The sequence below is a fragment of the Methylobacterium amylolyticum genome (assembly GCF_030700245.1).
Classification (GTDB): domain Bacteria; phylum Pseudomonadota; class Alphaproteobacteria; order Rhizobiales; family Beijerinckiaceae; genus Methylobacterium.
Genome location: NZ_JAUYZI010000057.1, coordinates 18,403 through 31,739, shown reverse-complemented (window position 1 = coordinate 31,739; position 13,337 = coordinate 18,403). Strand labels below are relative to the sequence as shown.

General features: G+C 67.9%; 9 protein-coding genes and 1 pseudogene. 5 read left to right on the top strand and 5 right to left on the bottom strand.

Features of this window, described 5'->3' with window-relative positions:
- Positions 1-256: 256 nt before the first annotated feature.
- Positions 257-1,285 carry an IS110 family RNA-guided transposase gene (locus Q8W71_RS27520; RefSeq protein WP_305528214.1) on the bottom strand — a complete coding sequence of 343 codons (1,029 nt, stop codon included), beginning with the start codon at positions 1,283-1,285 and terminating at the stop codon, positions 257-259.
- 73 nt (positions 1,286-1,358) lie between these two features.
- On the opposite strand from Q8W71_RS27520, the pseudogene Q8W71_RS27515 reads away from it, so the two are divergent.
- A pseudogene (locus Q8W71_RS27515) lies at positions 1,359-1,952 on the top strand (IS630 family transposase); the annotation flags it as partial.
- Positions 1,953-2,002: 50 nt separating this feature from the next.
- On the opposite strand, the gene Q8W71_RS27510 reads toward Q8W71_RS27515, so the two are convergent.
- Together Q8W71_RS27510 and Q8W71_RS27505 are read right to left on the bottom strand one after the other, a co-directional pair.
- On the bottom strand, positions 2,003-2,689 hold the full coding sequence (locus Q8W71_RS27510; protein ID WP_305528600.1) for a GntR family transcriptional regulator: 687 nt from the start codon (positions 2,687-2,689) through the stop codon (positions 2,003-2,005).
- A gap of 15 nt (positions 2,690-2,704) precedes the next feature.
- A complete protein-coding gene (locus Q8W71_RS27505; protein ID WP_305528599.1) occupies positions 2,705-3,931 on the bottom strand; it encodes an ABC transporter substrate-binding protein in 1,227 nt (408 codons plus the stop codon).
- A 373-nt stretch (positions 3,932-4,304) separates the two neighbouring features.
- Between Q8W71_RS27505 and Q8W71_RS27500 the strand changes: the two genes are divergently transcribed.
- The gene (locus Q8W71_RS27500; RefSeq protein ID WP_305528598.1) at positions 4,305-5,207 is read left to right on the top strand and encodes a phytanoyl-CoA dioxygenase family protein; all 903 of its coding nucleotides are present in this window, start codon (positions 4,305-4,307) and stop codon (positions 5,205-5,207) included.
- An 812-nt stretch (positions 5,208-6,019) separates the two neighbouring features.
- On the opposite strand, the gene Q8W71_RS27495 is transcribed toward Q8W71_RS27500, so the two are convergent.
- Entirely contained in the window at positions 6,020-7,273 is a 1,254-nt protein-coding gene (locus Q8W71_RS27495; protein WP_305528597.1) for a carotenoid oxygenase family protein, read from the bottom strand.
- Positions 7,274-8,120: 847 nt separating this feature from the next.
- Here Q8W71_RS27495 and Q8W71_RS27490 point away from each other — a divergent pair.
- From Q8W71_RS27490 to Q8W71_RS27480, 3 genes are read left to right on the top strand one after another with little or no spacing between them, the layout of a single operon-like run.
- On the top strand, positions 8,121-9,029 hold the full coding sequence (locus Q8W71_RS27490; protein ID WP_305528596.1) for a DUF6719 family protein: 909 nt from the start codon (positions 8,121-8,123) through the stop codon (positions 9,027-9,029).
- Complete coding sequence (locus tag Q8W71_RS27485) at positions 9,026-9,910, top strand: DUF6719 family protein (RefSeq protein ID WP_305528595.1); 885 nt, start codon at positions 9,026-9,028, stop codon at positions 9,908-9,910. Before Q8W71_RS27490 ends, Q8W71_RS27485 begins: the two co-directional genes overlap by 4 nt.
- Positions 9,911-9,947: 37 nt before the next feature.
- Positions 9,948-10,544, top strand: a complete 597-nt coding sequence (locus Q8W71_RS27480; RefSeq protein ID WP_305528594.1) for a hypothetical protein — start codon at positions 9,948-9,950, stop codon at positions 10,542-10,544.
- 320 nt (positions 10,545-10,864) lie between these two features.
- Here Q8W71_RS27480 and Q8W71_RS27475 read toward each other — a convergent pair whose 3' ends face one another.
- Positions 10,865-13,333, bottom strand: coding sequence for a branched-chain amino acid ABC transporter ATP-binding protein/permease (locus tag Q8W71_RS27475; RefSeq protein WP_305528593.1), 2,469 nt, complete (start codon positions 13,331-13,333; stop codon positions 10,865-10,867).
- Positions 13,334-13,337: the final 4 nt, after the last annotated feature.

The window sequence follows — 13,337 nt, the reverse complement described above, 5'->3', positions numbered from 1 at the left end:
AAAACGTATGGCCCGCCCCGTCCGCAAGTGGCTCTGGATCCGCTGGTCTGAGCAGTCTGCATAAACGTATCCGGCCTTTCGGCGGAGCCGTTGGCCAAGATGGAGATCCGCGCATTCCGGGCCTCATAAAGGGGACGGCGTCGAGCGCCATTTTACGGGAGAGGCTTCCAGAACACCGGTCGACTGTCAGGCCATCTTCTTCTCACCGCCCGCAGACATCGGAAGGCCAGCGCATGTTCCGCCGGCCGAACTCGGATCAGGCGGCGACCGCCGCCGGCTCGTAGACCCGCCCGTGGCGCAGCAACGCCCAGACGATGCGGGCGATCTTGGCGGCCAGCGCCACCACCGCCGTGTTGACGTGCGCCCGCGCCAGCAACCCGCGCAGCCATTGCCCGAGATGGGTGTCGCTCTGCCGCAACGAGGGCAGCGCGGCGCGCGCGCCCTGGATCAGCGTCTTGCGCAGGTACTTGCTGCCGCGCTTGGTGATGCCGACGAGCCGGGGCTTCCCACCTGTCGTCACCTGCCGCGGCACGAGGCCGAGCCAAGCCGCTAGGTCGCGCCCGCGGGCGAAGGTCGTCACATCGCCGATGGCTGCAACCAGCGCGGTCGCGTTGAGCGCGCCGATCCCCGGGATGGTGGTCAGCCGGCGTGCGTCCGCGTCCGTGCGGGCCTGCTCGGCGAACTCAGCGTCCAGCGCGGCGATGCGCCGGTCGAGGCCCTGCCAGCGCTCACGTACCTCGGCCACGAGGGCGCGCATGCGTGGCGTGAGCGACGTGCCCGCCTCCATGTCGAGCAACTCGGTCAGACAGGCGGCCAACTTGGCGCGCCCTTGCGCCACGACGTGGCCGCGCTCCAGAAGGATGGCGCGGATCTGGTTCATCAGCGCCGTGCGCTCACCGACGAGTTGGTCGCGCACCCGGTGCAGGGTCTGCACGTCGAGCTGCGCCTCGGTCTTGAGCGCCACGAACCGCATCGTCGGGCGGGTGGCCGCCTCGGCGATGGCCTCCGCGTCGCGATCGTCATTCTTGTGCGCCTTGACGTAGGGACGCACGTACTCCGGCGACATCAGGCGGACCGTGTGGCCCTGCTCGGCCATGGCGCGGCCCATGTGATGGGCACCGCAGCAGGCCTCCATCGCCACGACGCATCCCGGCAGCTTCGCGCCGAAGGCGATCACCCCCTCGCGCCGCATGCGTCGGCGCAGCACGACCCGTCCCGCCGCGTCCAGCCCGACGAGGCTGCAGCTGTTCTTGCCCAGGTCGATCCCGAGAACCGCGATCGTCATCGTCCCGCTCCCTTCCTCTTCTCGGCTCACTGCAAGCCTAGCAGTGTAGCCCGGTGAGGGGCGGGCCATCCATAAAGGGGCGGTCCACGCCGCCGAGCAGGCGCGTGCCGACGTAAGGGCGGCCCGCCAAGCCTGGTTCGAGGCCATGCCCGACCTCGACCCCGACACGCTCGTCTTCCTCGACGAGACCGCGGCCGCCACCAACATGGCCCGCCGTTAAGGACGCGCCCCGTGCGGTGAACGGTGCCGGCTCCTCGTGCCGCAAGGCCACTACAAAACCACCACCGTCACCGCCGCGCTGCGCACCACCGGCCCGTGCGCGCTCAGCCTCGTCGACGGCGCCACCAACGGCGCGCGCTTCCGCAGCTACGTCGCCGACCACCTCGTCCCGGTGCTCAAGCCCGGCGACACCGTGATCCTCGACAACCTCCAGGCCCACAAGGTCGCCGGCGTGCGCGAAGCCATCGAGGCGGTGGGTGCGCGGATCCTGTACCTTCCGCCCTACAGTCCCGAGTTCAATCCGATCGAGCAGATCTTTTCCAAGCTCAAGCACCTGCTACGGACCGCAGCCGCTCGCACCGTGTCCGACCTCTGGGCTGCTATCCGCGAGGCCTTCACTCGCTTCACCCCAGACGAGTGCCGCAACTGCCTCACCGCAGCCGGATAAGAAGACGACTTGACCGTTGCTACATGATCGGGCACAGCTCTAGGCTGGTCTTACGGACAGGGAACTGCGCGGGTGAAATTCTCGACGTAGTCCAGCAGCATGTCGGATGCGCGCCCAGCCGCTGCCGCATCGCCCGCCGCGATCGCTTCCATGATGACCGCGTGCAACGTCGCGGCCGTCGGCAGATCATAGGGCCGGTAGTGCATGTACCAGAACCGACGAGCGAGCGCGTGGATCGGCATGATCGCCTTGATGAGATGCCGGTTCGCGGACGTCATGGCGACGAACTGGTTGAACCTGTGATCGACCCGCAGGAACAGGAGGTAGTCGTCCGTTCGCGACGCCTCGCGCATGTCGAGCGCCATCTCCTCGAACGCCCTCTTGGCGAGCGCGTCACGGCGGGCAGCGGCCTTCGAGGCGATGAGCCGCTCGAGTTCGCGCCGTACTTCGAGAAGGAGGAGTTGATCGTCGCGATCGGTCGTCGTCACAAGCGTTCCGCGCCGAGGCACGATCGAGATGAGACCGACATCGGAGAGCCGCAGCAGGGCTTCCCGCACGGGCGTGCGCCCGAACCCGATCTGCTGCGTCAGGGCGCTCTCGTTCAGTATGGAACCCGGCTTGAGCTGAAGGGTCACGATCATCTCCTCGAGATGATCGTAGGCCTGCTCAGCCAAGCTCTTCGAGACGGCGGGCGCCTCCTTTCGCGAGCGTCCTTCGGGTAAGGTTCGCAGGGTCACTATAAACCTGTTCTCCTATGGCCTCGGAACGGACGGCGCGGCGGCAGCCAATGGGCATCCGCCATCGGCTGTCGGTCGATAAGCCTCAGAACCCGGGACGGTCGCGAGGATCTTGTAGAGATCCCAGGGCTCTGTCGACTCGGCCGGGGTCTTCACCCGCACCAGATACATGTCGTTGAGACCGCGGCCATCGTCCCGAATGGTCACGTTCGACCAGAGCGCGTCGTTGACGGGCTGGGCCTTCATGGCCCGCACGACCGCGTCTCCGGCCTCCGTGCGTGCCGCGTCCATCGCCTTGAGGAAGTGAAGGACGAGACTGTAGGTGCCGGCCTGCACGACCGTCGGCGCCCGCTCGCGGTTGCGCTTCATGAAGCGGCGGCTCCAGGCGCGCGTCGATTCGGTCCGGTCCCAGTAGAAGCCCGAAGCAAACGTCAGGCCCTGCGCTGCCTCCAGGCCGAGTGCGTGGATGTCGCTGATGAAGGCGAGCATCGGCACGATGTTCTGCCCGCTCCTGATGATCCCGAACTCCTGAGACTGCTTGATGGCGTTGATCATGTCGCCGCCCGCGTTGGCGAGGGCGATGACGTCGGCCTTCGAAGCCTGCGCTTGCATCAGGTAGGATGAGAAATCGGCGGTGCCGAGGGAATGTCGCACGCCGCCGACCGCCGTCCCTCCCTCAGCCTCTAGGAAGCGCATCGCCTGCGCCTCCTGAGCACGACTCCCGGCGTTGTCGCCGGTAACGAAGAACCACCTCTTGCCACCTGCAGCCACGGTCGCCTTCGCGGCCACGTTTGCGTTGGCGTAGCTGTCGAAGCCCCAGTGCACCGTGACAGGCGAACAGGCTTTCCCGGTCATGTCGGGGCTCGACGCAGAACTGATCAGGAGCGCCCGATTACGCGCGACGGCGACCTCACGAACCGCGAGCGCGACGACCGATGTGGTCAGATCCAGCACGGCATCGACGTTGTCGAGATCGAACCACCGCCGCGCGATGTTGGACGCTATGTCGGGCTTGTTCTGGTGATCGGCGCTGACCACTTCTACCGGCCGACCGAGCACGCGCCCACCGTAGTCCTCTACGGCCATACGCGCGGCCAGCACGGACCCCTGGCCGCCAAAATCCGCGTAGACGCCTGATTGGTCGTTGAGGACACCGATCCGGATCGGTGCTTCCTGGGCGGTCGCGCTCCCGATCAACAGCGCGATGAAGGTCCATAGCAGCCCCGTGCGGCGTCTCGGCATCGTCGCGTCCTCCATCGTTTGCTGATATATCAAACGCTGAACTGGGAAAGTCCAGACGCCGAATGCGTCAACACGCGGTCTCAAACCTGGGTCAGCCGCGATGGTCCGTTCGGCCGCCTCAAGTGCGAAAAATGGGCGGTTATGTTTGATAAACGCAATATCAATTATGTCATCAACGGATACTATATCACGTACTGCTGACGAGACACACTGGAAAGCTTAAGCGTTTCGAGGCTTATTGCTCCTCAGCCGTGAGCCCAGTCTCGAACACAGGACACAATCTTGACGCGAGAAAGACGGTGATATATCACCGTGCAGATCGGGCCTTCGCGGTCCGATCGCAACGATTATAGACCACGCGGGAGGAGCAGCGATGGACGCCGACAGGATCCTCAGCCATCGGCCCAAGTTTCTGACCCAGAAACAGAGGGAAGACTACTTCCAGAACGGGTACATTATGCTGGAAGCGGCCATCCCGGCCAGAACCATACGTGACCTCAATGATGTGACGCAAAGCTTCGTCGAGAAGAGCCGATCAGTGCCCGAATCGAACGGCGTGTTCGACGTCGACAGAGGGCACACGGCGGACAACCCGAAACTTCGCCGCCTCTCCAGCCCGGTCGATCAACACGAAGCCTACTGGAATTTCGCCTCGAACGGGCTGATGGCGGACATCGCTGAGGACCTTGTCGGACCGGATGTCAAGTTTCACCACTCGAAGCTGAACTTCAAATGGGCTGGCGCCGGCCAGGAGGTCAAATGGCACCAGGACATCCAGGCTTGGCCTCACACCGACTACTCGCCCCTGACGATGGGAATCTACCTTCACGACACGAGCCTGGAAATGGGCCCGCTGCTCTGCATTCCGGAGAGCCAGAACGGCGAGCTGTTCGACCACTTCGACGAGTCCGGCCGATGGGTGGGTCATATTCTGGATAAGGACCTCGATCGCGTCGATACCGGGCGCGCCGAGACGCTCATGGGCCCCGCGGGCAGCATCACCATTCACAACTGCCGCACCGTGCACGCCTCAGAGCCGAACCTGTCGCCCATCGGACGGCCCCTGCTCCTGCACACCTACTCGTCCGGCGACTCCTTCCCCTACACGCCGAACCCGATCCCGAGCCCCCATTCCGGGACGGTAATACGTGGGCAGCGCCCGCGGTGGGCCCACCACGATCCGCGCCCGTGCATCGTTCCGCCGGATTGGTCGGGAGGCTACGGGTCGATCTTCGCGCAGCAGGAGAAGACCGGATCGTCCGCACGCGCGATGTGATCGAGGTTTCAGACGGAACGGTCTGATCCCGTCGTACTTGCGGTCTGTTCAGCCCCGCTCGGCCACCTGCGGTTGGGCATCAGTGGTCCGACCGCGGGTCGGCGGGGAGAAGCTCGACCGCGGTGTCATACAGCTTGAGCTGAGAAAGACGATGATCCGCATCAGGGCTAATGAGGACGGCACTTACACGGTCTACCGCGGTCTGAGGGTCCTGGCCTTCGGGCTGACGCGCCGGCAGGCCGAGGCATTCACCTGTTCCACTGGTGATGAGGTGATCCCGCTTCGAGAGGCTGAAACCGGCGATAGTCCGGCGGCGTGCTGCGAAGCATCCAATCGATACGTGACTTTACTGGGTCTTGAGCGTCGAGCCCATCGAGCGCCACGGTCCGAGGCTCAGTCACTTTGACGCGGCAGATCGGGCCGACCGGTTGCGTTTGACGCGGACAGATGAGACATTCGGTCCACAACGAGGAATGCAGCAGATGTAGATCGACGCAGCATCATAAGCGCCGATCTTGGAGACAGCGTCTCGGTTAACGCAGATTTCGTTGCGGTGCATTTCGCAACACCTACTTTCATCAGCGCCTACCAGATTTCGGTCGTCAGCAAAGTTCCGTATAGTTCGCTCTAGCGAGCGTCCGTCTTGGGCGATTGGAAACGATGCTCTGATTGACCGAGATGGGCGAAGGCGAACGTCCGGTTTCTGGTTAACGCCCAAGGTCTGGTTGTGGCGCGATGCTGCTGATCCGCGGATGCGCTGCCCCGATCGTCGAGCAGCGCGCCCGCGTCGAGCATGCCCGCAGCCGCCGCGCTCACGCGTCCGGGATCCAGGTGCCGTGGAAGCCCTGCGGCACCCGCCGCGGCAGACGAACCCGCGCCACCGGCGCAGCCGCCACGTCCGCCGCCGCCAGGATCACGAGGTCGCTCGCCCCGCGTACCCGGTCGTAGACGAAGCCCATCAGCCAGCCCTCGCCCGAGCCGCCGGACACGTGCGCGAACTCGCTCGGGATGCCGCCGGCGAACACGTGCATCGCGTCCCGACCGTGTGCCAGGTCGTAGCGCACGAGCGCGCCATCACGGGCTTCGGATTCGTCGGGACCGGCTCCTGTCTGCACCGCGTAGAGCACCCCGTGCGCCAGCCCCGTGCGCCGCTCGTCGATGCGCGGGAACTCGATCGCGCGCTCGTCCAGATCCGTCTCCTGCGCGCGGTCCGCCCCCGGGCCGATCCGCCAGCGCCTGAGCCGCGCGGGCTCGAAGCGCGCCGCGGACGGACCGCCCCGCCACAGCTCGCGGTACCACGCCACGTCCAGCACCAGCGTCCCGTCCGCCTCCTCGTAGGCGTTGCCGACATGGAAGACGTAGCCCGGCTCGACCGCGACCCAGCGCAGCGCCTCGGCCCCGGCCCCGCGCGGCAGCACGCCGAGGCGGGGCGCGTGCGCGTCGCTCCAGGCGAACGGCATCGTGCCCCGCAGCGCCAGTCCCATGTCGAACACCACCGGCAGGAGCAGGGACAGGCTGCGCACGAGTGCACCTGCGGCGTCGGCGACGTGGTAGGTCAGGTAGGGCGGCAGCGGGCTGTAGCCGAAGAAGTGCAGCTCGCCCGTCTCGGGGCAGATCTTCGGATGGGCGGTGAACGGCGTCGTCAGCCGCCCGCCGAAATCCTCGTAGCCCAGCGTCTCGAGCTCGGGCCCGATCCGCATCGGCAGGGCGTTCTCGACGAGCGCGAAGGTGCGCCCGGCATGGGCCACGAGGCTGGTGTTGGCGACGCTGCCGCGCAGGTCGAGCGGGTTGCGGGAGGCGCGGCCCTCGAAGCGCGGGGTGCGCACCCAGCGGTTGCGGTACCAGTCCGCGCGGCCCTCGCGCAGGGCGACGCCGTGGATCATGCCGTCGCCGAGGAACCAGTGCCCGGAATGGCCGTCGCGCGGGTTGGCGCCGTTGCGGGCGTAGAGGCCGCAGAGCTCGGGCGGGACCGCGCCCTCCACCTCCAGGGCGAAGCTGGTGATCTCCTCCTGGACGGGGGCGAAGTTGCCGTCGAGCCAGTAGGGCGTCGCCTCGATCTCGGGCATCGGCCGCTCCGGGGTGTGCTGCTCGTCCACCGGCGGGCGGGAGGCGGCGCCGCGGGCCGCGCGGATGCGAACGGGCGTCTCGTGCGCGTGTGCGAACCGGTCTGCGCTCAGCCGGCGTCCGCGCGCCCGGAACACCGTCGTTCAGGCTTGGAGATATGGGCCGGCGCGTCGGCTTGGCGAGCGTCGAGAAAGGGTATGTTTGTCGGTCGAGAGACCGGGCTGATCGTCGCCAAACGGCGCCACCGACGGCGCTCGGCGCGTCGTGCGATCAAAACCTAAGTTTCACCAGGAAACCCTGGTGGTGCGGGCGGTCACGATCGAACCCGTCTCCGGTCTTATTTTCCCTGTCGACGCGGAAAATACAGGGAAATGCTTCGGAAAAGTGATGCCTCCAAACAGCGCTCACTCAGCTTGTCTCGCACGGACAATGGCTTGGGGCCGATTTCCCTACGCGTGGAAGCAGGGAAGGAAATTGATGCTTGCAGGGAAGCCGACAGGCACGATCAGGGGCATCGGCCGGCGGAATTGCTCGGAGCTGGGAACAGCGTCCAGCGAGCAAAGCCGACGTTCCGCTTCGCACCATCTCGGCCGTCCCTGGCGGCGTTGCCGTTTCTCGAAAGCGGATGCAGCGTGATGAGGTCTGAATGCCCACGTGGGTAGCGGTCAGGGGCGGTTATGCCCGACATATCGACGGATGGTCACAATCCGGAGGCATCCAATCTGCCGCCGAGCCCAAGACAGTCGTCGGATTTGTCAGTAGCAATGACACCGTCGACGTGAGCACCGTCGTCGTCACCGCGTTACACGATCGCGTGCGGATCTCGGCGCGCTCAGCTACGTTCGCAAGATGAACGCCACCGTCCAAAGCTCGTCCGGCGAGGTCGCGCCGTCCAACGGCGGCATCGCAGACCCCATGGTTCCTGATCGCGCCACGCGCACTCTCCGAACCATCTTCGCCGCCGACGTCGTCGGCTACAGCCGACACATGGCGGAGGCGGAGGCCGACACCATCGCCGCCCTCGCCTGCCACCGCAGAGTCGTCGACGGGGTGATCGCACGGTGGGATGGACGCATCTTTACCACCGCCGGCGACAGCGTCGTGGCTGATTTCGGCAGCCCCAGCGACGCAGTGCGCTGCGCGATCGACGTCCAGGCGGCCATCCGTGCCCTCCACGAGCGCGCGGTTGCGGCACGCCGCCTCGCCTTCCGCATCGGCCTCCACACCGGCGATGTCATGCGTCGTGGCGACAGCATCCTCGGTGATGCCGTCAACGTGGCTGCGCGCCTGGAAAGCCTCGCCCGGCCCGGCGGCCTCCTGATATCTCGTGAGGTGCGCGACTTTCTCGATCCAGACCTCGCGCGCGTCTTCGTCCCGCGCGGCCGAGGGACGCTCAAGGAGGTCGGTCGCACAATCGAAGCCTACGAACTGCCCGATGGTCCCACGCCGCGTTGGGTCAAGCTGAGGCGCGAACTGCTGCGTCAGCGCTGGATCGCCGCTGCGGTAGTCGGGATCGCCGCATTCAGCTACGTTTTTGCCGCCTATGATGGCGTCGCCTTCCTCAGCGTCGGGATCGGCTACCGCATGGCTCCCACCGACACGGTGTTTCCGCAGGATCCCCCGCCCGGCTGGCTCACGCCCGGTCAGCGCGTCCTGGTCGACGATGGTTCCTGTCCGGCCGGGCAGATCAAGGCGGTGTCGGGCGGCAACATGACCCTCGCCTTGTCCCGGGGCCAACGTTGCGTACCGCACCCGTGAGCATACCCACCGATGATAACCGCGCCCACCACGAGGACGCCGGCACCTCCCCCGTCCGGCGAACGCTGCGTACGATCCTGGGGGTCGAAGCGGTCGACTACGCCAGCCATGTAAATGCAGCCGAGGAAGACACCGTCGCCGCGCTCGGCCGGTACCGCGCGGTGATCGACGCCCTCGTCGTCGCGCGCGGCGGGCGCATCTTCACGACCGCCCCACAAAGCGTGCTCGCCGAGTTCGAAAGCCCCGTCGAGGCGGTGCGCTGCGCGCTGGACATCCAGGAAGGCGTCGCCGGGCTCCAACGCCAGGGGCGGGATCCGCGCCCGCTGCAGTTCCGCGTCGGCGTGCACACCGGCGACGTTCTACGGACGGGCGACAACCTGCTCGGCGATGCCGTCAATGTTGCGGCCCGCCTCGAAGGCATCGCCGATCCCGACAGCATCTACATCTCGCAGGAGGTGAAGAATTTGGTCGAGGCGAAGCTGACCGTGCAGTTCCGCTTCCAGGGCAACAAACTCCTGAAGAACATTCCTCGACCGGTGGCGACTTACGAGATCAGCGCCGTGCCGCTTGCCGCGTGGCGGCTGGCGTGGAAGCGCATCCGACGGGCCCGTCGCACGCTCAGATTGGGCTTGTGCTGTGCAGCACTGGCTTGTGGTCTTGCCTACGTCGCCTACGACAGCGCACAGCGCCTACGCAGGGGCGTCGCGTTGCAGGATACCGCAACCATCCTCGACAAAGATCCGGCCCCGGGCACGCTGGCCTACGGCAAGACGGTCCTGGTCGACGACGGATCGTGCTCCAGCGGGCAGATCAAGGAGGTGACCGGTGGGAACAACAATCGCAACATCCCGCGGTCATCCCGCTGCATCGATCGCCCTTGAGCGGGCGCGCCGTGGCACAGGATAGAGAGCTCATCGAATGGCACACCGAGGCCTGGGACATTCGATCCATTTCCTGGTCATGCTCTTGGTAATGCCTACGGGCACACCTGAGGGCGCCCGCGCCGCCGAGATTACGCGGGCGGGCGCTTCGATACTCGTGCGCGGGCGCATCGAGACCGGCGATGATCTCAAGTTCGCGTCCGTGGCGCCGCAGGGCAGCTACCGCGTGGTCGACCTCTCCAGCGTCGGCGGAACTCTGTCGGCGGCGGGGCCGATTGGACGCAATATCAGGGCGACCGGTGCGACCACCGTCTACGACGCATCGCGCGGTCCTTGTTCGAGCGCCTGCACCGTACTCTTCGTAGCGGGTGTACGCCGCCACTACATCAACAGCGGGAGCATCCGGGAGGGGATCGGCGCGCAGGGGAAACGCGGTCTGGGCTTCCACGAGGCGCGCGCGTACGAGCCGGGCAACGCTGGGGGGTCGATGGCGACGATGAGCGCGCTGTACTACGAGATGGGCAGTTCCGCCGCGGCCGACCTCTCGACCCGGTCGCCCAACCGTACCGCCTACTACATCACCGGTGCGACAGCACTGTCGACAGGCATCGCCACCAGTCTCGATCGCCCGTGATCTCGTGCGAGTGGGTAGTAAGCAACAATCGATCGAGCCTTGGCCCAGCGGCGTCGCCTGTCTCCTGAGCTGGTACTGACATCACGGCACGCAAAACGCGATTGTTGTCTCGTGGCGCCAGACCAGACGTTCAGCTTCGCGCCCGTGGCGGCCCTTCACACCGCTCCGGTCGCGGGCCGAAAGCAGCCGTCTTCGACGATGAGTCCGGCTCTCGCGAGAGCCTACTATGGCGAAGCCCGACCTGCTTGGGCGGCCATCGTGCAACAGTCAGCGTTGCTGTAGCGTGCGTCCTCCGAGCGCATTTCCGCGCCGTGACCCTGTCAGGCGGCACCGAGATAAGCCGCTTCCAACCCCTTGTCCGCCGACAGCTCCGCGGCCGTTCCGCGCGCGACGACTCGGCCCTGCTCCAGGACGTAGCCGCGGTCGGCGACCGTGAGGGCCAGCGCCGCCATCTGGTCAACGATGAGGATTGTGACGTCCTCGTCGCGCAGCTCCGCCACCGTGGCGTAGAGGGCGTTGATCATCGCCGGGGCGAGGCCCAGCGACGGCTCGTCGAGGAGCAGGATGCGTGGGTGCGCCATCAATCCGCGGGCTATCGCCAGCATCTGCTGCTCGCCCCCGGAGAGTAGGCCCGCCCGGCTCCCGGCCCGGTCGCGCAGCCGCGGGAACCGGTCGAGCAGACGCTCCACCTCGGCCGGGTCGATCGGCGTCCCGCGCCCGAAGGCGCCGAGGCGGATGTTCTCGACGACGGTGAGCTCCGGGAAGACCTGCCGGCCCTCCGGCACCAGGACGAGGCCGCTTCGGGCGATCCGGTGAGCGGGCAGCGCGTCGACGCGCCGGTCGTCGAACACGACCGATCCCGCGACCGGGCGGAGAAGCCCCGCGAGCGCCCGCATGGCCGTGGACTTGCCGGCGCCGTTCGCGCCCAGCAGGGCGACGGTCTCGCCCGGCCGCACGTCGAGATGGACACCGTCGAGGACCGGCGCGGCGCCGTAGCCGGCTGTCAGGTCGAGGACGGAGAGGACGGCATCCGCCGGCCCCTGCCAGGGCGCGCTCCGCGGCCGGGCCGGCGTGTCGGCGCCGCCGAGATAGGCGCGCAGCACCGCCGGGTCGCGCCGGATCTCGGCGGGCGTGCCGCGCGCGATCGGGCGGCCGGCATCCATGACGAGGATGTGGTCGGAGATGCCCATCACCAGCGGCATGTCGTGCTCGACCAGCACCACCGCGACGCCGCTGGCGGCGATCCGGCGGATCAGCCGGGCCAGCCGGTCGGTGTCGGCCCGCGACAGGCCGGCGGCTGGCTCGTCGAGGAGCAGCACCGCGGGGCTGCCGGCGAGCGCCCGGGCGATCTCCACGAGCCGCCGGTCGACGTGGGGCAGCTCGGCGGCCGGGCGGTCGAGGGCGCCGCGGTAGCCGACGAAGGCGAGGAGCGCGGCGGCCGTCTCGCGGTCCTGCGCCCGCGCGCGGTGCCAGAGTCGGCCCGGCGCGAGGCCGAGGGCGACGTTGTCGGCCACCGGCAGCGAGCCGAACAGGCGCGTGGTCTGGTAGGTGCGCGCGATGCCGGCGCGGGCGACGACGTGGGCCGGCCGCCCGGCGAGGTCGCGCCCGCCCAGCCGGATTGCCCCGGCGCTCGGGCGGTAGAAGCCCGAGACCATGTTGAGCAATGTGGTCTTGCCGGCCCCGTTCGGGCCGATCACGCTGGTGACGGCTGCCGGCCGCGCCGTGAGGTCGACGCCGTCCGCCGCCGTGATGCCGCCGAAGCGGATGCCGACGCCCTCGAGGACGAGGGCCTCGCGCGCCGCCGTGCCGGACAGCGGCGCCGCCCCGCCATCCCCGGCGGCCGGCGCCTCGCGGCCGCGGGGCAGCAGCCGGGCGAGGCTGCCGACCAGCCCCGAGGGCACCAGCCACAGCACCGCCAGAGTCGCAACGCCGAAGAACAGCAGGCGGTACTCGGCGAGGCCGGACAGCGCCTCCGGCAGCAGCACGGTGACGAGGGCCCCGAAGAGCGGACCGAGCACCGTGCCGGCGCCGCCGACGATCACCGAGAGGACGAACAGGATCGACTGCGAGAACGGGAACGAGCTCGGCGCGATGAACAGCATCAGCGGCGGCAGGACCGCCCCCGCGAGGCCGGTCAGGGCGGCGGAGATGGCGAAGGCCAGGGTCTTCACCCGGACCGGGTCGAAGCCCAAAGCCGCGGCGGCGACGTCGGCGTCGCGCACGGCGCGCATCGCCCGGCCGAGGCGGCTGCGGGCGAGAAGATCGAACCCGGCAAGGCTCGCGCCGGCGGCGAGCACCGCCAGTACCGCGAGCCCGGCCGCGGTCACGGGTTCGCCGAGGAGCGTCGGCGCGTCAGTGACGACGAGGCCGTTCTGGCCGCCGGTCAGGTCGCCGCCCTCGATCAGGCCGTGCTCGACGATGAAGCCGAAGGCGATCGTCAGCATGGCGAGGTAGGGGCCCTTCACCCGCATCGCCGGCACCGCCACGAGGCCGCCGACGAGCGACGCGATCAGCGCCGCCGCCGGGAGCGCCAGCCAGAAGCTGACGCCGTGGAGGGTCAGGATCGCGCTCGCGTAGGCGCCGATCGCGTAGAAGCCGGCTTGGCCGAAGGAGATCAGCCCGGTCAGGCCCAGGAGCACGTTGAGGCCGACGCCGGCCACCGTGGTCAGCGCCACGAGGGCGATCACGAAGTGGCTGTAGCCGGTGGTCAGCGCGACGAGGCCGAGCGCGGCGGCGGTGAGGCCGGCGATGCCAAGCCGCATCGCCGGGGCCGAGCGCAGACGGTGCATCGCG